The organism is Actinomadura rupiterrae (assembly GCF_024172125.1).
Classification (GTDB): Bacteria; Actinomycetota; Actinomycetes; order Streptosporangiales; family Streptosporangiaceae; genus Spirillospora; species Spirillospora rupiterrae.
In genome coordinates, this window is sequence record NZ_JAMZEA010000001.1 from 613900 (window position 1) to 635265 (window position 21366).

Consider the following 21366-nt stretch of genomic DNA (forward strand, 5'->3'; position numbering starts at 1 on the left):
GTCCGGTGCCGGGCGCCTCGCCGCGGCATCGGACGCGCAGGCCCATGCCGGACGCCTCGGCCGGCATCGGACACGCAGGCCCAACGGCGGAGCCGCCCGCGTCCGCAAAGGTGGACGGGGCGGCATCCGTAACGCCGGACCTGGGCCCAGTGTAGGCGGGTGATCAGATGCGCAGGTATCGCCGCAGGGTGAGGAAGGACGCGACCGCGCAGAGCAGCACGCCGAAGCAGATCGCGACGATGATCACCAGGGACACCGATCCCCAGCCGAGTCTGGACGCCATCTGGATGTTGCTGGCGAGCCGGTCGACCAGCAGCATCTTGGAGAAGACCAGCAGCACCGCCGAGAGCAGGCCGCCGATCAGGCCGGCGATCGCGCCCTCCAGGATGAACGGCAGCTGGATGTAGGTGTTGGACGCGCCGACCAGCCGCATGATCCCGGTCTCCCGGCGCCGGTTGAACGCCGACAGCCGGACCGTGTTGCCGACCAGCAGCACCGCCGCGATCACCTGGATGCCCGCGATGATCAGCGCCGCGCTCTGCAGGCCGCCGAGGATCCGGAAGAACTTCTTCAGGATCTCCTGCTCGTTGATCACCTGGTCGACGCCGGGCTGGGCCAGCATCGCCTGGGAGACGGCCTTGTACTGCTTGGGGTCCTTCAGCCGGACGCGGTAGGAGTCGGGGATGTCGCCGGGCTTGGTGCTCTGCACGAAGCCGGGGGTGGAGGAGAAGCGGTCCTTGAACCGCTCGTAGGCCTGCTCCTTGCTCTCGTACTCCACCTTCGACACCTGCGGGAGGCCCTGCAGCCGCTGCTTCAGCGCGTCCTTCTGCGTCTGGTCCGCGTCCTTGCCCGCGCAGGACGGGTTGGACGAGGTCTTGGCGCACAGGAAGATCGAGACCTCGATCTTGTCGTACCAGTAGTTCTTCGAGGAGTTGGCCTGGTTGTGCAGCAGCAGACCGGTGCCGAAGAGCGCCATGGCGATGGCGACGGTGATGACGAGGGAGATCGTCATCGTGAGGTTCCGGCGGAGACCGATCCAGATCTCCTGGAGAACGAACTGTGCGCGCATGCCTCGCTGTCCTTGATCGCCTGTGCCCCGGTGGGAGCTTCGAGTGCCGGTGCAGGCTACCTGCTCTGCTACCGCTGGGCCGGGCGGGCCGGACCGGGATCCTCATCCTGGTACGCGGCGGACCGCCGTCGGGTTCGGTGGCCTGGCCCCGGTCCCCGGCCCGCCGGCCGGAGTTCGGTGGCCTGGTTTCGGTGGCCTGGGAGGGGGCTAGTACGCCTGGCCGTAGACGCCGCGGGACTGGTCGCGGACGACCCGGCCGTCCTCCAGCTCGACGACGCGCTTGCGGAAGGCGTCGACGATGGCGGCGTCGTGCGTGGCCATGACGACGGTGGTGCCGGTCCGGTTGATCCGGTCGAGCACCTTCATGATGCCGATGGACGTCGCCGGGTCGATGTTGCCGGTCGGCTCGTCCGCCAGCAGGATCATCGGCCGGTTCACGAAGGCGCGGGCGATCGCGACGCGCTGCTGCTCACCGCCGGACAGCTCGTCCGGCATGCGGTGCGCCTTGCCCTCCAGGCCGACCAGGTCGATCACCTCGGGGACGACCTTGTTGATGAAGCGGCGGGGCTTGCCGATCACCTCAAGGGCGAACGCGACGTTCTCGAACACGTTCTTGTTCGGCAGGAGCCGGAAGTCCTGGAACACGCAGCCGATCCGGCGGCGCAGGTGCGGGACCTTCCAGTTGCTCAGCTTGTTCAGGTCCTTCCCGGCCACGTGGACGTGCCCCTGGGACGGCCGCTCCTCCTTGAGGATCAGGCGCAGGAAGGTCGACTTGCCGGACCCGGACGGGCCGACCAGGAACAGGAACTCGCCCTTCTCGATGGCGACGTTCACGTGCTGGAGAGCGGGCCGGTTCTGGTTCTTGTAAGCCTTGGTGACGTTGTCGAAGTGGATCACGGCTGCATCACGGCGGTTTCAGCACCATTCTTGCGAAGGACCCGCGCGGACCCGGGGACGGACCACTCAGCGTAGCCCTCGGACCTACATCGGGCTCGGAACACTCGACCTTAAGGGCTGGATCCGCGGAACCGGTAACCGGTCGTCCGCAAACCCCGTCCCACCTGCGAGGACTCCGGCCTTCGCGGCCGCCGGAACCGGGACCGGCTCGACGGACCGCATGGACCCGTGCAGTGTAGAGGCGGGAACGGGCCGACTCGACCGCACGGACCCCTGACCGGCACCAGGACTTTACAACCGGGGCGGGGCGTTTGCCGGGGAATCGCGCCTAAAGTTCTCAGTGACAGATAGTTCCCGATCGAGAGGGGCAGCCGGATGAGCTGCGAACATCTGGTCTGCGCGAACTGCTCGGGGCCGGTCGTCGAGGGCCGCTGCCCGACCTGCCGGGCCGCCCGCGCCGAGGTGCACCGGCACGGCCCGAACGTCCCGCCCGCCCTCGTCCTGGCCGGGCTGGTGGCCCTGCTCTTCGTGGCCCTCCTGCTCCAGCGCCTCTACGGCTGACCTCCGGGACGTCCGCGGAGCGCCCGAGGAGATTCGCCGAGCGTTCACCGAGGGACTGGAGCCGCTTGGCCGGGCTTGGGGGTCGGCTTAGCTGGGCTTGGGGGTCGGCGCGGTGGCCTTGCTGATGGTGCCGAAGTAGCCGATGACGTCGGCCTTCGGCAGGTTCGCGTTGTTCTTGGGGTTCGCCGGGTCGGACGCGGCGAGCTGCAGCGTCTCGGTGTAGTCGATGTCATATCCGGGGACGGTGCCGTCCAGCAGGTGCGCGGCCTCCGGCGGTATCGGCGGCTTGCGCTTCGGCCGGTCCTTCGACTTCACGTAGAGCGAGTTGTTGCGGAACAGGGAGTACAGCACCAGCCCGCCGCCCTGCTCGGCGCGCAGGGCGAAGATCGGGTACGGCGTGGCGACGACCACGCTGGAGAAGCCGAGCCCCTGGTGGCGGGCCTTCTTGCGGGCCTGCTGGATATCGGCGTTCATCCCCGTCGTGACCGGCCCGGACGCCATCACCTTGGACGCCACGCTCGACGGCCCCTCGGCGGCGATCGTCGCCTGGATGCCGGGCAGGTCGCGCGGCCGGATCAGCACCGAGGTGTCGCCGGTCTGCAGCGCGGTCGCGTAGCCCTGGCCGTCCAGGACGACCTTGGGCGGCTTCGCCTTCGGGTCGAGGTCGGTCTCCAGGCTCAGCTTCCACTGGTCGCCGGGCGAGCGCAGGATGAACGCCATGAGCGCCGTCCGCTCGCTCTTGGGCTTGCCCTGCTCCGTCCGCGGGACGGCCGCGACGAACCACTGCGGGTACGTCTTCACCTCTTGGAACTTCGGCACGTAGAACGTCGGCTTGCCGTAGGTGAACCGCGGCACCGGATCGCCGTTGTGGGACGCCTTGCGGAACTCGGCCGCGGTCAGCGCGTACTGGCCGTCCACGACCCAGCTCAGCGCGAGCCGCTCGTCCCCGGACGCGCGCGCGACGTCGTCGTTCACCGACCACGACCTGAACCGGTCGGCGGCCAGCTGCGGCGTCAGCGCCACGGGCGTCGGCGTCGGACGCGGCGGAGCCGGCGTCACCTTCGCCTTCGCCCCCCCGCCGCCGCAGGCCGCCGCGGTCAGGGCGAGCAGCGCTAGGACGGCCGTCGCCGCCCGGTCGATCCTCGGCACCGCGCCCCCTCGCACCCGCCCGCCGGCCTCCGTGGCCGTGCCCACCGTGATTGTGCCATTCACAGGGTATTGGGCGATCGCTCGGGCACTGGCCGGACGGCGATAAGCTCTGTTACGTGGCTGCCATCGATCCTCAAGATCAGCTCAAGGAGCTCGACGCGACGCTGTCCGGCATCGAACAGGTGCTGGACCTGCCCGCCATGGAGCGGGACATCGCCGGGCTGCGCGAGCAGTCGGCCGACCCCGAACTCTGGAACGACCAGGAGCGCGCCCAGACGGTGACGCGCAAGCTGTCCCACCTCGAAGCCGAGATGAACCGCGTCACCGGGCTGCGCCAGCGCCTGAACGACGTCGAGACCCTCTACGAGATGGCCAGCGAGATGGACGACGCCGACACCAAGACCGAGGCCGACACCGAGCTGGTCGCCGTGCACAAGGCGATCCAGCAGCTCGAAGTCCGCACCCTGATGTCCGGCGAGTACGACGCGCGCGAGGCGCTCGTCACGATCAACGCCCAGGCGGGCGGCGTCGACGCGGCCGACTGGGCGCAGCAGCTCCAGCGCATGTACATCCGCTGGGCCGAGCGGCACAACTACCCGACCGAGGTCTACGAGACGTCCTACGCCGAAGAGGCGGGCATCAAGTCGACCACGTTCGTGGTGAAGGCCCCCTACGCGTACGGCACGCTGCGCGGCGAGCACGGCACGCACCGGCTCGTCCGCATCTCCCCCTTCGACAACCAGGGCCGCCGCCAGACCTCGTTCGCGGGCCTGGACGTCGTCCCGGTCGTCGAGCAGAGCGACCACGTCGACATCGACGAGAGCGACCTGCGCATCGACGTGTACCGCTCGTCCGGGCCGGGCGGCCAGGGCGTCAACACCACCGACTCGGCGGTCCGCATCACCCACCTGCCGACCGGCATCGTGGTGTCCTGCCAGAACGAGCGCTCGCAGCTGCAGAACAAGGCGACCGCGATGAACGTCCTGCAGGCCAAGCTGCTGGAGCGCAAGCGCCAGGAGGAGGCCGAGAAGATGGCCTCCCTGCGCGGCGAGGGCACCAGCTCCTGGGGCACCCAGATCCGCAACTACGTCCTGCACCCGTACCAGATCGTCAAGGACCTGCGCACCGGCGTCGAAGCGGGCAACCCCACCGCCGTCCTGGACGGCGACATCGACGACTTCATCGAAGCCGAGATCCGCTGGATGCGCCAACAGGAATCCGAACCCACCTCCTAACCCCCCACCAGCCGAGCCCCGTCGACCGAGCGCCATCACTTGGCCTCTCCACGCGCCCGGGGTGCGGCACGCGTCGGACCGGCTGAGCACTAGCACCTCGGCCGTTCAGGTGCCCGAGGCGCAGCGCACATCCAACGGGCCGATTGGCGTCGCCTTGGCCGTTCGCCGGGCCTGGGGACGCGGCGCGCGTCCGACGTGCCAGCCGTCCGAGCGGCGGCTTGGCCATTCCGTGGGACCGGGATGCCGCTGAGGTGGGCGAACGCGGCGGACGAGGGGCATGCGGGTGCGGACAAACCTGGCATCACTCTCATAACGCATTCGCAGCGTGACGAAGTGATGACTCTGCGATGATGTTCAGCGGAACGCATCACCTCTCTCTCGGGGGCCGCCATGCCCGCTGAACCGAAGCAGTCCGCTTCCAGCCGTCCCGCCGTGCCGCAAGCCCCTCCCGCAGACCGCGAGGACGAGCGCGCGGCCGGGGTGTGGGCCGAGCGCTCGGAGGACGGGAGCTATCGCCACACTTCGGCAGTCGCGAACCCGTCCCCGGAGCCCTTGGCATCGCGCGGGCAATCTTTGGGCACGTCGGCGGCGCGCGGGCGTGTCGCTGCGTCCGCGGCCGCCCTTCTGGCGGCGGGCTCGCTCGCAGCGGGCTGCGGAGGCTCGGACGCGGGCGCGAGCTCACCCCCCGCGCTGACGCGCGACCAGGCCCGCCAGGTAGTGGCGTCCTACGCCGGGACGATCGGGGAGGCCGGCAGCAAGCTGGACGCGTCCCTCCTGCCCAAGGCCGAGACCGACCCGCAGCTCGCCATGGACACCGCGGCCGTGAAGCTCCGCCGCGCCGCCAAGGCCAAGACCGGCACGCTGAAGCTCTCACACGTCAACGCGCTCGTCCCGCGCCTGTCCGGGTATCCGCGCTGGTTCGCGGCGGACGCGGTGAGCGGCACCGGCAAGGAGGCCCTGCGGCACGCGCTGCTGTTCACGCAGGAGAAGGCGGGCGCGCCCTGGCTGCTCGCCTCCGACCCCTTCCCCACGGACGCCGCGCTCTCCCGCGTCACCCTGGACCGCGACGGGTACGCGGCGTCGGTCGCGCCGTCCGAAGGCGGCCTCGCGATCGCGCCGGACAAGCTCGCCGCCGCCCACGCCACCCTGCTCAACGAGGGCCCGAAGGCCGCCGGAGCGTCCAAGCTGGCCCCCGGCCCCAAGACGACCGAGGCCTTCGCGGCGCTGCGGCAGGCCGAGACGGGCCTCCAGAAGGACGGCATCACCCTGGCGTCCCGCTTCGAGGCGGGCCCGGGCCGCGTCTACGCCCTGCGCACCCGCGACGGCGGCGCGCTGGTCTGGTACGTCCTCAAACAGAGGGAGGCGTACTCCGCGGTGAAGAAGGGCAAGCTCTCCGTTACGGGCGACCTTGTCGGGCTCGCCCCGCCATCGTCCGTCTCCACTCGCATGGACACCACTGTGCTGGTCCAGTACCTCGCGTCCGTGCCCGCCAAGGGCCGCGCCGCCGTGACCGGCATGTACCGGAAAGCCGTGGCCGCAACCGGCCACTGAGACCCCGTCGGGGCCGGTGCGCTCCGCTCTTCCTGACCGCTGCAGCGGCCCCGCACCGGCCCCCGACGGTCCACCCCTGCCCCATTCCCCACCCGACCCGGCACAACGCCGTCCCATCTCACAGCTGGCGCCACCCAACCAAGCCGCAACCAGGCTCCCCGAAAAGGCACCCGAATCGGCCGGGGCGCCCGAACCAGCCGGGTACCCGAATGCCGCCTTCGCTGAAGGCCCCCCCGTTCGCTTCCCCAAGCCCGGCGCCCCGCCCCGTTCGCCCCACTCTTTCCCCGGTCGGACGTCGGCCCTCCCCGGGCTCGCTTGACCCGTATCGCCTGCTCCGGGCACCCTCGTTTCATGATCACTATCAGGCCCGCCGGCACCGGAGACATCGCGGCCGTTCTCGGCCTGTTCGACCGCGCCGTGGAGTGGCTCGTCGCCCGGGGCCAGACCGGCCAGTGGGGCGACCAGCCCTGGACGGGCGATCCGCAGCGGACCGCCCTCGTCGAACGCCTGGTCAAGGCGGGCGGCACTCGCGTCGCCGTCCTGGACGGCACGATCGTGGGCACAGTGTCCCTGGGCTCGGCCCCGACCTACGCCCCACCCGCTCCCGTGTCAGAGCTCTACGTCGAAGCCCTGGTCACCGACCGCGCCCACAAGGGCGAACGCATCGGCACGGCACTCCTCCTCCAAGCCCGCGAAGAAGCACTCGCCGCTGGCGTGGCCCAACTCCGCGTCGACTGCTGGGCCGGAGCCGATGGCGCCCTCGTCCGCTACTACGAGCGCGAGGGCTTCACCCGAGACGTCGGCTTCGTCGTAGAAGACCACCCGCGCGGCCCCTGGCACGGCCAAATCCTCGTCCAAGACCTCCAGCACGCCCTCGCCTAACCCCACAAACCAACACCCCTGACATCTCGAAGACGCCTCGCCCAGGGCTCTGCGACTCCCTCGAATGGAGACCTTCGGCAACCCGTGACCAACATTTTCAGGGCGCGGCGGCGGCCTTTTGCGGGCGGCACCGGACGGCCCGGGCCTTCACGCTGTCAAACGATTAGGCGCAGGACCTAATCGGGCGACAGTAGATCATCTGCGGCGCAAACTCGCCTTGTCCGTTCACCGCACGAAGGGCAAGGACCTCCCAATGAAGCGAATCCGCAACGCCCTCCTGGCACTGGCCATAGCCGGCGCCTCCGCCGTCGGACTCACCGGTCTCGCCGGCACCGCCCACGCCGACGGCGGGTGCCGATACGACTACGCCTACGTCGGTTACGGCTTCTCGCTCAAGCCCTGCATCGAGAACGGCGCAGCCGCCAACATGATGGTCGGGTCGGTCAGCATCCGGATCGCTCCCTATTCCACGGACGTCAACGTCTGCGGCCAGTTCATCACCACGACCGGATACCGGGGGCCGGTGCACTGCTCCTACGTCAACGTCTACGAGAACGTGACAACGTACTGGAACAACGAGGCCTACGCATACGACGCGTGCAGCCACGGCTACAGGTACTACTACGACTCGTGGATCACGGAGTCCGGCGTTCGCTACGGCGACGTCCAAAGCCCGGTGGTCACCTGCTCCTGAGCGGGCATCGTGAGGCCGTGCCGCTCGGACGGGCGCGGCCTCATGGGCTTTCCTGGGCGGCGACCACGTGCTCTGGTGAATCGAGCCAAATGGTCTGGCCGCGTTCCGTCACGGTGATTCCGTAGCGGGTGAAGTCGGGGCGTCCGGCTTGCTCCCAGCGCTCTTCGGCCGCGAAGCCGACGTGGGGTTGGAGACGCTGGCCCTGGAGCGGCATGAAGAAGGCCTGACTGATGAAGCGTCCTTCGGCGATGCCGTCAGGACCGACGACGAACCGCGCGAGCCGCCCGTCCGGGTGTACGGTCTCGGCCCACGGGACGAGGATCACGCCTCCCGGACGAGTCTGCTCGACCCACGCGTAAGGAACCGTGTGCGCTGCCGCCGTGGCGATGACCCGGTCATATGGAGCATCAGCCGCATAGCCCTGCTCGCCGTCTCCCGTGATCACCTTCACTCGATAGCCGGTGCGCTGCAATGCGCCTCGGGCCCGGTCGGCCACCTCGGCATCGATCTCGACGCTGACCACGTTCTCGCTGCCCAGCAGGTACGCCAGCAGGGCGGCGTTGTACCCCGTCCCCGTGCCGATCTCCAGCACCCGCATCCCTGGCTCAAGCTCCAGCGCCTCGATCATCTCCGCCATGAGCTCCGGCGCGCTGCTGGAACTCGTGGCCACCATCCCCCTCCCCGTACTCGGGTCGGAGAGTTCTGGAGGGAAGAGCGGATCACGCGCCACCTTCGTCACCACGGCGGCACTTGGAGACGCCACCATGGCCGCCCACCTTTCCGGCTGCTGATCTCTGCTCAGCGGAATCAGCCAGTTGCCCGGGCCGGATACGAAGATGCGGTCCGGAATGAAATCCGCACGCCTCACAGCTCTGAGGGCTTCCTTCAGATTGATCACTGCTCGCCCGTTCCTCCGCATGCCGTGCACGGCCGCCGGTGCCGACTTTCCTGTCCGTTATCGGTCACCCACTGCCCGCCCTGGCCGTTGCAGCCCGAGCAGTCCAACTCCCTTTTATGCTCACCCATTACATCTCCTGACGTGACCGAGCGTGGACGTTTAGTGAACATGCCCGGCGACCTGGTCCGGCATCTCCGCGCTCCCTCCAACGGGGCCGGTGCGCAAGAGCGAACCGGGCCCACAAGGCCAGGCTAGGGATGGACAGGTATGAACCGGGTTCTAGTGGGTAGGCCGAGCAGACTCCGGAACTGGTGTGGTCCTTTTCCCTACAGAACGGAACTTGCGGAGATCATCGGTTCGTTGACGCAGGACGGTCTCGACTTCTGAGGTGGCTTATGTTCGCGGACGGTTCCCCCACCCTCGAATGGCGCAAGTCCAGTCACAGCAGCAGCAAGGGGCAGTGCGTCGAGGTCGCGGGTACGCCCAACGTGCTCGCGATTCGCGACAGCAAGGACCCTGACGGCCCGCACCTGATCCTGATGCCTGCGGCGTGGGACGCGCTCGCCGCCGCTATCAAGGGTGTCGAGGACGTTCTCTAACGTCCGCCTTGTTTCATGAGCCCTGGCCGGTTGCCAGGGCTCGCTCATGTTCGGGGTCGAGGCTTTCGAGGGGCTGGGGCAGAGCGCCTGGCTTGGTATTCGGGACGGCAGGCCCTGGAGGGGCTGCGCGAGCGGAATGCGGGCCATCGTGGCGAGGGAAACGTCCAAGCAGGATTGCTGCGGCTCTCAGGCCGGTTCGTGGGGTGGGCTGAGAGGGCGGAGCCGGGGACGGGGCGGGCGGCACGGCAGGAACGGAGTCGGGGTCTCGGCGGACCAGGCCCATGCGGCGGAGGATGGCGGCCATCACGGCGACGGCCGCGGCGATGAGCGGCCATGCCTGGGACGGGTGCATTTCTGTGATCCCTTCGTCACTGGTGGCTGACAGTGACGATCCTCGGGCAGCACCCGTTCTGATCACAAGCCGACCCCCGGCCTGTGGATAACTCCGCAAAAGCCAAGGCCCCCGCCACAATGGCGGGGGCCTCAGCAGCAAGGGCCTACAGGCCGCTGGCGTTGGCCAGGGTGCGGATCGCGCCCAGGGCGACGGACAGCGTGGCCAGGTCGAAGCTGTCGCTTTCCCAGATCTCGGTCAGCGTCTGCTGGGCCCGGTTGACGGCCGTGCGGTTCTTCTCGGCCCAGGACGCGAGGCGCTCCTCCGGCTCGGTGCCCGAGGCGGAGGTGAGCAGGACCTCGCGGGTGATGGCCGCGTGCGCCGCGTACAGGTCGTCCCGGAGGGCCGAGCGGGCCATGGAGCGCCAGCGGTCGTCGCGCGGGAGGGCGATGATGCGCTCGCGCAGCCGGGTGATGTCGAGGCGGTCGGCCAGGTCGAAGTAGACCTCGGCGACCTCCTCGACCGGACGGCCGGTGTCCTTGGCGATGGTGACCAGGTCGAACGTGGAGAAGGCCGGGACGAACATGGCGGTCTTCTCGGCCAGCTCGTCCGGGACGCCGAGCTCGGCGAAGTAGTCGCGGCGCTGCTCGAAGGCGGCCAGGTCGGGGCCGGTGAGCAGCTTGGGGAACTGCGCCGACAGCGCGACCGCGCCGCCGCCGAAGTAGTCGATGGTCTCCTGGATGTCGAACGGGGGGCGCCGGTTGTGCAGCAGCCAGCGGGAGCCGCGCTCGGTGAGCTTGCGGGCCTCCAGCAGCATCGCGATCTGCGTCGACTCCTCCACCTGGTAGTCCAGGGCGTCGACCGAGCGCCAGAAGCGCGGCATGTCGAAGACCTCGCGGGCGACCAGGTAGGCGCGGGAGATGTCGGACGACGACGCGCCGGTCTCCTCGTTCAGCCGGAACACGAACGAGGTGCCGGAGTTGTTGATCACGTCGTTCACCACCGCGGTGGTGATGATCTCGCGGCGCAGCGGGTGCCGGTCCATGTGCTCGCGGAACCGCTCGCGCAGCGGGGTCGGGAAGTAGTCGACCAGCCAGGACGCCAGGTAGGGGTCGTCCGGCAGGCCGTTGGCGATCAGCTCGTCGTCCAGGGTGAGCTTGGCGTAGGCGAGCAGCACCGAGAACTCCGGGCCGGTCAGGCCGAGCCCGGCCTGGCGGCGCTCGGCGAGGGCCTTGTCGTCCGGGAGGGACTCCAGGCGCCGCTTGAGCCGGCCGTCCCGCTCCAGCTTGCGCAGGTAGCGGGCGTGCACGTGCAGCATCGAGGGGGCCTGCGCGCGGGACGCGGCGAGCACCGCGTTCTGCGCGTAGTTGTCGCGCAGCACCAGCTCGCCGACCTCGTCGGTCATCTCGTAGAGCAGGGTGTCGCGCTGCTTGCGGGTCAGCTCGCCGTCCCGCACGACCTGGTCGAGCAGGATCTTGATGTTGACCTCGTGGTCGGAGGTGTCCACACCGGCCGAGTTGTCGATGAAGTCGGTGTTGACCAGGCCGCCGGCGCGGGCGAACTCGATCCGGCCGAGCTGGGTGAGGCCGAGGTTGCCGCCCTCGCCCACGACCTTGCAGCGCAGGTCCGCGCCGTCCACCCGGAGCAGGTCGTTGGCCTTGTCGCCGACGTCGGCGTTGTTCTCGGTGGACGCCTTGACGTAGGTGCCGATGCCGCCGTTCCACAGCAGGTCCACCGGCGCGCGCAGGGCGGCGTGGATCAGCTGGTACGGGGCCATGGCGAGCACGCCCTCGTCGATGCCGAGCGCGGCCCGCATCTCCGGGGTGAGCTTGATGGACTTGGCGCTGCGCGGGAACACGCCGCCGCCCTTGGAGATCAGGGACGCGTCGTAGTCGGCCCACGAGCTGCGCGGCAGCGCGAACATCCGGTGCCGCTCGGCGAACGAGCGGGCCGGGTCGGGGTCCGGGTCGATGAAGATGTGCCGGTGGTCGAACGCGGCGATGAGCCGGATGTGCTCCGACAGCAGCATCCCGTTGCCGAACACGTCGCCGGACATGTCGCCGATGCCGACGACGGTGAAGTCCTCGTTCTGGACGTCCTTGCCGAGCGAGCGGAAGTGGTACTTGACCGACTCCCACGCGCCGCGGGCGGTGATGCCCATCGCCTTGTGGTCGTAGCCGACCGAGCCGCCGGAGGCGAACGCGTCGCCGAGCCAGAAGCCGTACTCGGCGGCGACGCCGTTGGCGATGTCGGAGAACGTCGCGGTGCCCTTGTCGGCGGCGACGACGAGGTAGGTGTCGTCGCCGTCGTGCCGGACGACGTCCGGCGGCGGGACGACCTTGCCGTCCACCAGGTTGTCGGTGAGATCGAGCAGGCCGGAGATGAACTCCTTGTAGCAGGCGATGCCGCCCGCCTGGAACGCCTCGCGGTCGGACGGGTCGGGCAGCTGCTTGCCGACGAACCCGCCCTTCGCCCCGGCCGGGACGATGACGGTGTTCTTCACCGCCTGCGCCTTGGCCAGACCGAGGATCTCGGTGCGGAAGTCCTCGCGCCGGTCGGACCAGCGCAGGCCGCCGCGCGCGACCGACCCGAACCGCAGGTGGACGCCCTCGACCCGCGGCGAGTACACGAAGATCTCGAACTTGGGCTTGGGCAGCGGCAGGTCCGGGATGCCCTCGGGGTCGAACTTCAGCGCCAGGTACGGCTTGTTCTGGTAGTGGTTGGTGCGCAGGGTCGCCTGGATCATCGCGAGGTAGGCGCGCAGGATCCGGTCCTCGTCGAGGCTGGCGACCTCGTCGAGGCGGCCGGTGACCTCCTCGGTGATGCCCTCGGACCGCTCGGCCTCGCCGCCCGCGAGCGACGGGTCCAGGCGCGACTCCCACAGCCGGACGAGCAGCCGGGTGATCAGCGGGTTCCGCAGCAGCACGCCCTCGATGTAGCGCTTGGAGAAGGACGTCCCGGTCTGCCGGAGGTACATGGCGTAGGCGCGCAGGATCATCGTCTGCCGCCAGTTGAGCCCGGTGTGCAGGACGAGCGCGTTGAACCCGTCGTTCTCGATGTCGCCGCGCCACAGCGCCTCGAAGGCGTCCTGGAACAGCGCCTTGACGTCCTCGTCGGGGACGTCGGCGGCGGGCTCGTAGCGCAGCCCGAGGTCGTAGATCCAGTACCGGCGGCCGTCCCCGGTGTGGATCTCGTACGGCCGCTCGTCCACCACCTCGACGCCCATGTTGGACAGCAGCGGCAGGACGCGGGTCAGCGAGATCGGGTCGCCGAGCCGGTAGATCTTGAGCCGCCGCTCGCCGGGCCCGGCATTGAACGGCTCGTACAGGTTGATCGTGGTGTCCTCAGTGACCTCGTCCGAGTCGGCGCCGGAGCCGAGCGCGGCGAGGCGGCGCAGGTCGTGCACCGCTGTACGGGCCGGGAAGTCGGCCTTGTAGCCCTCGGGGAACGCGTCGCCGTAGCGGCGGGTCAGCTCGCCGGCGTTCTCCTCGCCGCACTGCTCGACGATCGCGTCGGCCAGGTCGTCCGCCCAGGAGCGGGTCGCGGCGGCGAGCCGGGACTCCAGCTCGTCCACGTCGACGTCCGGCAGCTCCTGGCCGCGCTCGCCGCGCACGACCACGTGCAGGCGGGCGAGCATGGACTCGGTGACGTTGGCGCTGTAGTCGACCGCGACGCCGTGGAAGGCGCGGCGCAGGATCTCCTGGATGCGCAGCCGGATCTTGGTGGTGTAGCGGTCCCGCGGGAGGTACACCATGCAGGACATGAACCGCCCGTAGGCGTCCTTGCGCAGGAACAGCTTCAGCTGGCGGCGCTCGCGGAGGCGTAGCACGCCGAGCGCGATCGGCAGCAGCTCCTCGGCGGAGATCTGGAACAGCTCGTCGCGGGGGTAGGTCTCCAGGATCTCGACGAGGTCCTGGCCGTCGTAGCTGCCGGGGGTGAACCCGGCCATCTCCAGCACCTGGTCGAGCTTGCGCTTCAGCACCGGGATGTGCGCGATCGACTCGCTGTAGGCGACGTGCGTGAACAGGCCGAGGAACCGGCGTTCGCCGACGACCTCGCCGTTGTCGTCGAACTTCTTGACGCCGATGTAGTCCAGGTAGAGCGGGCGGTGGACGGTCGAGCGGGAGTTCGCCTTGGTGACGATCAGCAGCTTCTTCTCGGTGGCCTTCTCGCGCACCTCGGGGGGCAGCGCGGCGAAGCCGCCGGACTCGGGCTTGTCGTTGCGCAGGATGCCGAGGCCGGTGCCGGGGACGGGGATCAGCGCGTCGCCGTCGTCGGTGAGGGTGTAGTCGCGGTAGCCGAGGAAGGTGAAGTGGCCGTCGGCGAGCCAGTCGAGCAGCTCGACGGTCTCGTCCCGCTCGCTCTCCGGGACCGGCGGCGGGGTGCTCGCGACGAGCTCGGCGATCTCGTTGGCGCGGGCGCGCATCTTCGGCTCGTCCTCGACCGAGACGCGCACGTCCTGCAGGACGCGCTGGAGGTCGTCCTCCAGCTGCTCCAGCCGGGCGCGCTCGCTGGTCCGGTCGATCTCGATGTGGATCCAGGACTCGTCGATGTCGGTCGGGCTCTCCAGGTTGGAGCGGAACCCGCGCAGGTGCCCGGCGACGTCGCGGTCCACGCCGAGCAGGGGGTGGACGACCATGTGGGTGGTGTAGTGGTGCCGGTTCAGCTCCATCGTCACCGAGTCCACCAGGAAGGGCATGTCGTCGGTGACCACCTGCACGACGGTGTGCCCGGGGTCCCAGCCGCACTCCTCCAGCGTGGGGGTGAAGACGCGGACCTTGGCCCGGCCCTGCGGCCGCTCCTCGCCGAGCGACCGGTGCGCCATGGCCGGACCGCAGATGTCGGCGGGATCGCGGGCGAGCAGGTCCTCCGGCGCCACGTGCCGGTAGTAGAGGCGGAGGAAGGCGACGGCGTCGTCGAGATCGTCCCCCCGCGAACCGGAGCCTTGGAGACAGGTCTCCGCCGCCCTCCTCAACAGGTCGTCCTTGGCCTGGTCGAGCTTGCCGCCCATCAAACAACTCCCGAAGAAGAGACCTCGCCACTCCGTTGTGGCGCTGCTCACTTGCGTCAGCGTAGCCAGGAATGACCAAAAAGCCGACTTGGGCGGCGCCGTTCTGACGCGCCGGTCACATGGCGGTCCCATGGCGGAGGTCACGGTGGTTTCCGGCCGGTTTCAGCCGGTCGGGAGAGGGCCCGCGAGGTCGTCGCGAACGCCGTCTCCAGCGGCTTCCAGCCTACGGCGCGGCGTCCCGGCGCGCGGCGGACACGGCCCAACACGCCGGTGCCGGACGGCGCTCCGCGGACCGTCCGGGGAGCGGTCTTCGCAGCGCATGGCCGGGTCCGGCCGGGGCGAACGTGGCGAAGATCACGTTTCGGTCGGCCCCGAACCCGTCACACCCCGCCGTCCCGTCCGCCCCGAACGCCGAAACACCCCGCCGTCCCCGTCCGGCCCGAACGCCGAAACACCCGCCGAGCCGCACTCGACGGGTGACATTCCGGGGTGTCCAGCCGCGGGCCGCAGGTGCCCGAGCTTTGGAGACGGACGGCGCCCGTTCGGAACCGGTCGGCATCCGTTCAGGCTCAGCCGGTGTCCGCGATTCGGAGGGCGGTCACGTTCCCGCGGGGGTGTGGCCGGTGCCGGTGGGCGGGGCGGTCGGGGAGGTGGGCGGGTCCGTCGGCGAGGTCGGCGGGGTGGTGGGGTGCGTCGGGGTGACGCTGTCGCTCGGCGTCGGGTGCGTCTTCGTGGGGGTGTCGGACGGCGTGGGCGAGTCGCTGCCGGACGGGGTGTCGCTGGGGGTGTCGGTCGGCGTCCCGGTGTCGGTCGGACGGTGCCGGGTGGGCGCGGTGGTCGGGCTGTCGGGCTGGGTGTCGGCCGGCAGGGAGGACGTGGGCTGCGGGTCGTTGTCGCCGACCTTCTGCGTCGCCGCGCCCTTGTTCCCTGAGCCCAGCGCGAGGACGGCCGAGACGATGACGACGGCGACCAGCGCGGCGACCGCGCCCGCGAGGGCGGCGGCGCGGCCGGTGCCGAGCCTGCCGACGAGCGAGGAGCGCCGCGGCGGGGCGCCCTTCGGCTGCGTGGTGCGCGCGTCGAGCGGCGAGATGCCGCGGGTGCGCGCGAAGGCGTCGTCGCCGCCCTGCTGCGCGGCGAACTCGGCCGGTGTCGGGAGCCGCCGGGGAGCCTGATCCTGCGCCGGGGAGTGGCCCTGCGCAGCGGCCTGGTTCTGCGCGGCGGCGGCCTGGTTCTGAGCGGCGGCCTGGTCCTGCGCCGCGGGCTGGACCGGGATCGGGGTGGGGTTCGTGCGGCGGCGGCCGAAGCGGCGCCGCTGGCGCTCGTTCTCCTCGACGAAGTCGGCGGCGACGACGCTGCCCGCGGCGAGGATCGAGGTCGCGTCCTCGGCGGGGGCCTGCACGGCCGCCGGGACGGGCGTGGCCTGGGTGCTGTAGTCCTCGTGCCCGAGCAGCCGCATCAGCACCTGGCGGGCGTGCGGCCGGGACGCCGGGTCCTTGGCGAGGCAGTCGGTGACCAGGTCGCGCAGCGGCCCGTCGAGCGCGCCTTCGAGCGCGCCGAGGTCCGGCTCCTCGTGCAGGATCCGGTTGATCACGGCGGGGATGGTGTCCTGGCCGAAGGGCGGCCGGCCGGTCGCGGCGAACACCACGGTCGCGGCCCAGCAGAACACGTCGGCCGGGGTGCCCGCGCCCTCCGCGCGGATCTGCTCGGGCGCCATGTAGGACGGCGTGCCGATCACCTTGCTGGTGAGCGTGGTGGAGCCGCTGATCGCGCGCGCCACCCCGAAGTCGATGACGCGCGGGCCGTCCGGGCCGATCAGCACGTTGTGCGGCTTGAAATCGCGGTGCACGATGTCGCCCTGGTGGATGGCGGCCAGCGCCGTCGCGGTGCCGACCGCGAGCCGCTCCAGCGCCGCGCCCGCGAGCGGGCCCTCGTCCAGGACGAGCTGGTTCAGCGACGGGCCGGGCACGTACTCGCTGACGATGTAGGGCCGGTCGCCGTTCGCGTCGGCGTCGATGACCTGCGCGGTGCAGAACGGCGCGACGCGCTTGGCGACGTCGAGCTCGCGCAGGAACCGCGCGCGGGCCCTGTCGTCGGAGGTGAGGTCGGAGTGCAGCAGCTTGACCGCCACCCGGCGGCCGTCGTCGCCGGCGGCGAGGTAGACGGTGCCCTGGCCGCCCTCGCCGAGCCGGCCGATCAGGGCGTACTGTCCCAGCCGCTCCGGGTCACCGGACCGCAGGGCCCCAACCTCCATGTCGCGCGACCGCCCCTCTCGTGTTGTCGTCGGACCGAACCGCCGCCGCGGCGCCGTCCCCCGCGGAGCCGTCGCGACGTCCCCGTCCGCCTCGGTCGATCACCGGCCGCGACCGCGCGGGGCGGTCCCGGTGACTGTGGGACGCACCAGCGCGCAGGGAGGTTCACCCGTCCCTGCGACCTTACGACGCGATCTGACCCGACACGCCGCATCGGACGGTTTCGGTCCGCTCAAGCCTAGTGGGACGGGCCGCTTCGCGATACCACACAATCCCGGCACTGCCCCACATAATCCCTGGTCAGAGCCTTGTTTTCGGAGAATTTCCGAGTGTGAGCGGTGCGTCGCGGGTATCGGTCCGCCTGACGATCTTGCAAGGAGGTACGACAGGCATGTCCATCCCCTTAAAGGCCGTGACCGGCGCGGTCCCGCTCACCGTGAGCCTGACGCTCGCGCTGGGGACCGGAGTGGCCGAGGCCCGGCCGCTTCCAGTGCGCAGCGCCGCAGGCAGCGGCGAGGCGACCGCGAGTCCGATGCAGGACCCGATGGGAGAAGGAGAGGTTCCGAAGCGAGCCGTCCGGGCGAGGTCCGCGCTGTCCGCGGACGTGGGCCGGGCGCGACGAGCGGAGGCGCAGACCAGGTACACGAAGGCGTCCAGCGCCGTGCGGCCGGCCCGGCCGGCCCGGCGGGCCGGGCGCGCCGAGCGCGGGCGGACGCTGCACACCCGGCTCGGACGAGCCGAGCTCAGCGACCGGATGCGCGCCGCCCAGCGGCAGGCCGTCCGGAGGCAGCGCACCCAGATGGTGCGCCGCTGGGAGGCGCGCGCCGCGCGCGCCGTCCGCTACGCGACGTGGCAGATCGGTACGCCCTACGTGTGGGGCGGGAACGGACGCGGCGGGTTCGACTGCTCGGGGCTGACCCAGCAGGCCTGGCGGCACGCCGGGATCAAGCTGCCGCGCGTCGCGGCCGACCAGTTCCAGCGCACCCGGCCGCACGTGCCGGTGAACCGGCTGCGCCCCGGGGACCTGGTGTTCTTCCACGGTCTCGGGCACGTCGGGATCTACGCCGGGAAGGGGCTGTTCATCCACTCGCCCCACACCGGCAGGACCGTGACGTTCGAGCGGCTGCGCGGCTGGTACCGGACGCATTACGTCGGGGCCGCGCGTCCCGGCTGGGTGCCGCTGCCGGAACTGCCGCCGGCGCCGCCGACCGCTACACGGTCGCAGCCGCGGTCCGAGCCGCCGCCTAGAGTGCGGCCCGGACCACCCGAGGCGCAGCCCGACACTACCGAGGGGCGCCCGAACACGAACGAGACCGGATACGACGCGTCCGAATCGGAGACCGCGTTGTCCGAGATGACCGACCAATCCTGATCGTCCGCCGGCCCGCGCGGGCGGCCGCCACCGAGGAGTCGGCGGCGCGGCGCGGGCCGGTGCTCCGATAATCGAGCCCATGACCTTCCTGGACGGACGACGCGTCTACACCCGCGCCGACCTGATGGCCGAGCGCGGCATCGGGCGCAGCACGCTGGAGAAGTGGTACCGGGAGCGCGCCGACAACGGCCATCCGGAACCCGTCGGGACGGTCGGCTCGCAGAAAGCATGGGACGCCGACGCCTGGGACGCGTGGTACGCCGCGCGCGAGGCCGAGGACATCCCGCCCGGCCTGCTCACCCGCGATGAGCTCGGCGCGAAGCACGGCCTGAGCCGCCACCGGCTGAAGCAGCTGTGGAGCGAACGCGTCGACAATGGGCATCCCGCTCCGGCGCGCCAGGTCGGCAAGGCCCTCTACTGGGACGACGCCGAATGGTCCGCCTGGTACAGCGCGTATGAGGCGAAGGCCGCCGCACCGGACGAGCGTCCGGACGACCTGGTGACGCTCGCCGAAGCGGCCCGCATACTCGGGCTCGCCCAGTCGAGCGCCACCGTCTACGCCAAGCGTCCTCCCGCGGGCTGGCCTACGCCCGCGCACGAGGAACCCCTAGGCGGCGGACGCGTCCGCCGCCTCTACCGCCGAGCCGACATCCTCGCCTACGGCAAGTCCCGCCAAGCCAACTGAGCCACCCGGCAACCCAACTCAGCCATACGCCAAGCCAACTCAGCCACCCGGCAAGCCAACTTCGCCACCCGGCAGGCCACTGAGCCCTACGCGCGGGTCAGTTTTCCGGGGTGTAGTACTTCAGCACTTCGGGGTTGGCCATGGCGCCCGTGTTGGCGGCCTTCTCGATCGGCGTGCCCTGGAGGATCTTCCGGACGGGCACTTCGAGCTTCTTCCCCGACAGCGTGCGCGGGACGCCCGGGACGACATGGAACTCGTCCGGGACGTGCCGGGGCGACAGCGCCGACCGCAGCTCGCGCTTCAACCGGTCGGCCAGCTCGTCGCTGAACTCCGCCCCCTCGGCCATCTGGACGTAGAGCAGGAGGCGGCCCTCCTCGCCGAGGCGCCCGGTGTCGATGACCAGGCTGTCGGCGATCTCGTCGAACGCCTCGACCACGCGGTAGAAGTCGGCGGTGCCCATCCGGATGCCGCCGCGGTTCAGCGTCGAGTCCGAACGGCCGTAGATGACGCAGCCGCCGTCCGGGCGGATCTTGATCCAGTCGCCGTGCCGCCACACGCCGGGGAACATCTCGAAGTAGGACTCGCGGTAGCGGTGCCCGCCCTCGTCCTTCCAGAAGAAGACCGGCATGCACGGCATCGGCTCGGTGAGCACCAGCTCGCCGACCTCGTCGACGACCGGCTCGCCCGCCTCGGAGAACGACTCGATCCTCGCGCCGAGGCCGCGGCACTGGAGCACGCCCGCGTACAGCGGCAGCAGCGGCGACGGCCCGAGGAAGGCGGTGCACACGTCCGTCCCGCCGGACATCGAGCCGACCAGCACGTCCTTGCTGACCGCGTCGTAGACCCAGGCGGCGCCCTCGGGCGGCAGCGGCGAGCCGGTCGAGCCGATCCCGCGCAGCCGGGACAGGTCGTACTTCGCGCCGGGACGGCGGCGCAGCTTCATCGACGCCGTGATGTAGGGCGCGCCGACGCCCATGTAGGTCACGCCGCTGTCGGCGACGAGCTGCCACAGGTCGCCGGGCGCGCCGTCGTACATCACCACCGTCGCGCCGACCAGCAGGCCGCCGACCAGGTAGTTCCACATCATCCAGCCGGTGGTGGTGTACCAGAAGAACACGTCGCCGGGACCGAGGTCCTGGTGGAAGGACAGGCCCTTGAGGTGCTCCAGGACGATCCCGCCGTGCCCGTGCACGATCGGCTTCGGCAGGCCGGTCGTCCCGGACGAGTAGACGACCCACAGCGGGTGCTCGAACGGGACGTCCTCGTACTCCATCGCGTCGGCCGAGCGGGGCAGGTCGGCATAGGAGATGCCGTGGCGCAGGCCGTCCGGCGCCGAGGCCGGGTCGAGGTAGGGGATCAGCACGGTCGTGGACACCGTGGGCAGCGCGGCCTCGATGTCCCGGACGACGTCGCGCCGGTCGAAGCGGCGGTCGTTGTAGGCGTAGCCGTCCACCGCGATCAGGACCTTCGGCTCGATCTGCGCGAACCGGTCGATCACCGAGGACGCCCCGAAGTCCGGCGAGCAGGACGACCAGATCGCGCCGAGCGAGGCCGTCGCGAGGAAGCAGACCAGCGCCTCGGGGATGTTCGGGATGTACGCCGCGACCCGGTCACCGCGTCCGACGCCGAGAGCGACCAGGCCCGCGCGGACCTCGGCGACGTGCGCGGCCAGCGCGCGGCGGCTGATCACGCGGTGCCCGCCCGCCTCCGAGCGGAAGACCACGGCCGCGTCCTCCGGATCGCCGTCCGCGAGCTCCAGGGCGTTGCGCGCGTAGTTCAGGGTCGCGCCCGGGTACCAGCGCAGCCCGTCCACCGGCATCGGCCCGCCCGAGCGGACCGGGCCGTCGCCGCGCTCGCCGAGCACGCCGAAGTACTCCCAGACCGAGTCCCAGAAGGCGTCGATCTCGGTCGTCGACCACTTCCAGAGGTCCGCGTAGGACTCGGTGAGGACGCCCCTGTCCATCAGCCAGTTCTGGTAGTGCGTCACGCGCGCGTTCGCCACCACCTCGTCGGACGGCTCCCACAGCGGAAGACCCTCGGGCACCTGCTGGGACATGCGCAAACTCCCCTTCCAGCCCCGCCACGTCGCGAAGCGTTCCCAGGATCGGACCCGGGAACCGTCCGGCGCAACCCTCGCGACCTCGGACGATCCCGGTCCGCACATGTGGACGGCCCACACATGC

At 70.6% G+C, this 21366-nt stretch carries 15 protein-coding genes; 8 read left to right on the top strand and 7 right to left on the bottom strand.

Annotated elements, in window-relative coordinates:
• Positions 1-163: 163 nt before the first annotated feature.
• Both ftsX and ftsE read right to left on the bottom strand, forming a co-directional pair.
• On the bottom strand, positions 164-1069 hold the full coding sequence (gene ftsX, locus FHU30_RS02840) for a permease-like cell division protein FtsX (RefSeq protein WP_253871077.1): 906 nt from the start codon (positions 1067-1069) through the stop codon (positions 164-166).
• Between the two features lie 207 nt (positions 1070-1276).
• Entirely contained in the window at positions 1277-1966 is a 690-nt protein-coding gene (ftsE, locus tag FHU30_RS02845; protein WP_117361649.1) for a cell division ATP-binding protein FtsE, read from the bottom strand.
• 375 nt (positions 1967-2341) lie between these two features.
• On the opposite strand from ftsE, the gene FHU30_RS02850 reads away from it, so the two are divergent.
• Positions 2342-2527 (top strand): hypothetical protein, encoded by a 186-nt coding sequence (locus tag FHU30_RS02850; RefSeq protein WP_253871078.1) that lies wholly within the window; start codon positions 2342-2344, stop codon positions 2525-2527.
• Between the two features lie 87 nt (positions 2528-2614).
• Here the strand turns inward: FHU30_RS02850 and FHU30_RS02855 are convergent, their stop codons facing one another.
• Complete coding sequence (locus tag FHU30_RS02855; RefSeq protein ID WP_253871079.1) at positions 2615-3676, bottom strand: DUF8094 domain-containing protein; 1062 nt, start codon at positions 3674-3676, stop codon at positions 2615-2617.
• A gap of 116 nt (positions 3677-3792) precedes the next feature.
• Here FHU30_RS02855 and prfB point away from each other — a divergent pair, with 116 nt between their 5' ends.
• The 4 genes from prfB to FHU30_RS02875 all read left to right on the top strand — a co-directional run bounded on the left by prfB (position 3793) and on the right by FHU30_RS02875 (position 8038).
• Complete coding sequence (gene prfB, locus FHU30_RS02860) at positions 3793-4911, top strand: peptide chain release factor 2 (protein ID WP_253871080.1); 1119 nt, start codon at positions 3793-3795, stop codon at positions 4909-4911.
• Between the two features lie 573 nt (positions 4912-5484).
• Positions 5485-6462, top strand: a complete 978-nt coding sequence (locus FHU30_RS02865) for a DUF8094 domain-containing protein (RefSeq protein ID WP_253871081.1) — start codon at positions 5485-5487, stop codon at positions 6460-6462.
• Between the two features lie 351 nt (positions 6463-6813).
• Complete coding sequence (locus FHU30_RS02870) at positions 6814-7344, top strand: GNAT family N-acetyltransferase (protein ID WP_253871089.1); 531 nt, start codon at positions 6814-6816, stop codon at positions 7342-7344.
• Between the two features lie 253 nt (positions 7345-7597).
• Positions 7598-8038 (top strand): hypothetical protein, encoded by a 441-nt coding sequence (locus FHU30_RS02875; RefSeq protein ID WP_253871096.1) that lies wholly within the window; start codon positions 7598-7600, stop codon positions 8036-8038.
• A gap of 40 nt (positions 8039-8078) precedes the next feature.
• On the opposite strand, the gene FHU30_RS02880 is transcribed toward FHU30_RS02875, so the two are convergent.
• Entirely contained in the window at positions 8079-8936 is an 858-nt protein-coding gene (locus FHU30_RS02880; protein ID WP_253871098.1) for a methyltransferase domain-containing protein, read from the bottom strand.
• Positions 8937-9331: 395 nt separating this feature from the next.
• Between FHU30_RS02880 and FHU30_RS02885 the strand changes: the two genes are divergently transcribed.
• On the top strand, positions 9332-9535 hold the full coding sequence (locus FHU30_RS02885) for a DUF397 domain-containing protein (protein WP_253871100.1): 204 nt from the start codon (positions 9332-9334) through the stop codon (positions 9533-9535).
• 497 nt (positions 9536-10032) lie between these two features.
• On the opposite strand, the gene FHU30_RS02890 is transcribed toward FHU30_RS02885, so the two are convergent.
• Together FHU30_RS02890 and FHU30_RS02895 are read right to left on the bottom strand one after the other, a co-directional pair.
• On the bottom strand, positions 10033-14877 hold the full coding sequence (locus tag FHU30_RS02890; RefSeq protein WP_253871102.1) for an NAD-glutamate dehydrogenase: 4845 nt from the start codon (positions 14875-14877) through the stop codon (positions 10033-10035).
• Positions 14878-15475: 598 nt separating this feature from the next.
• Positions 15476-17128: a serine/threonine protein kinase gene (locus tag FHU30_RS02895; RefSeq protein WP_253871104.1), complete on the bottom strand. Its 1653-nt coding sequence runs from the start codon at positions 17126-17128 to the stop codon at positions 15476-15478.
• A 389-nt stretch (positions 17129-17517) separates the two neighbouring features.
• On the opposite strand from FHU30_RS02895, the gene FHU30_RS02900 reads away from it, so the two are divergent.
• Complete coding sequence (locus FHU30_RS02900; protein ID WP_253871106.1) at positions 17518-18498, top strand: C40 family peptidase; 981 nt, start codon at positions 17518-17520, stop codon at positions 18496-18498.
• A 79-nt stretch (positions 18499-18577) separates the two neighbouring features.
• The gene (locus FHU30_RS02905) at positions 18578-19183 is read left to right on the top strand and encodes a hypothetical protein (protein WP_253871108.1); all 606 of its coding nucleotides are present in this window, start codon (positions 18578-18580) and stop codon (positions 19181-19183) included.
• Positions 19184-19280: 97 nt separating this feature from the next.
• Here the strand turns inward: FHU30_RS02905 and FHU30_RS02910 are convergent, their stop codons facing one another.
• On the bottom strand, positions 19281-21239 hold the full coding sequence (locus FHU30_RS02910; RefSeq protein ID WP_253871110.1) for an acetoacetate--CoA ligase: 1959 nt from the start codon (positions 21237-21239) through the stop codon (positions 19281-19283).
• Between the last annotated feature and the right edge of the window lie 127 nt (positions 21240-21366).

Excerpts from the sequence above, each read along its gene's own strand:
- FHU30_RS02910 (WP_253871110.1), bottom strand. The coding sequence starts at position 21,239 with ATGTCCCAGCAGGTGCCCGAGGGTCTTCCGCTGTGGGAGCCGTCCGAC.
- FHU30_RS02900 (WP_253871106.1), top strand. The coding sequence starts at position 17,518 with ATGTCCATCCCCTTAAAGGCCGTGACCGGCGCGGTCCCGCTCACCGTG.
- FHU30_RS02875 (WP_253871096.1), top strand. The coding sequence starts at position 7,598 with ATGAAGCGAATCCGCAACGCCCTCCTGGCACTGGCCATAGCCGGCGCC.
- FHU30_RS02895 (WP_253871104.1), bottom strand. The coding sequence starts at position 17,128 with ATGGAGGTTGGGGCCCTGCGGTCCGGTGACCCGGAGCGGCTGGGACAG.
- ftsX (WP_253871077.1), bottom strand. The coding sequence starts at position 1,069 with ATGCGCGCACAGTTCGTTCTCCAGGAGATCTGGATCGGTCTCCGCCGG.
- FHU30_RS02850 (WP_253871078.1), top strand. The coding sequence starts at position 2,342 with ATGAGCTGCGAACATCTGGTCTGCGCGAACTGCTCGGGGCCGGTCGTC.
- FHU30_RS02885 (WP_253871100.1), top strand. The coding sequence starts at position 9,332 with ATGTTCGCGGACGGTTCCCCCACCCTCGAATGGCGCAAGTCCAGTCAC.
- FHU30_RS02870 (WP_253871089.1), top strand. The coding sequence starts at position 6,814 with ATGATCACTATCAGGCCCGCCGGCACCGGAGACATCGCGGCCGTTCTC.
- FHU30_RS02890 (WP_253871102.1), bottom strand. The coding sequence starts at position 14,877 with ATGGGCGGCAAGCTCGACCAGGCCAAGGACGACCTGTTGAGGAGGGCG.
- FHU30_RS02905 (WP_253871108.1), top strand. The coding sequence starts at position 18,578 with ATGACCTTCCTGGACGGACGACGCGTCTACACCCGCGCCGACCTGATG.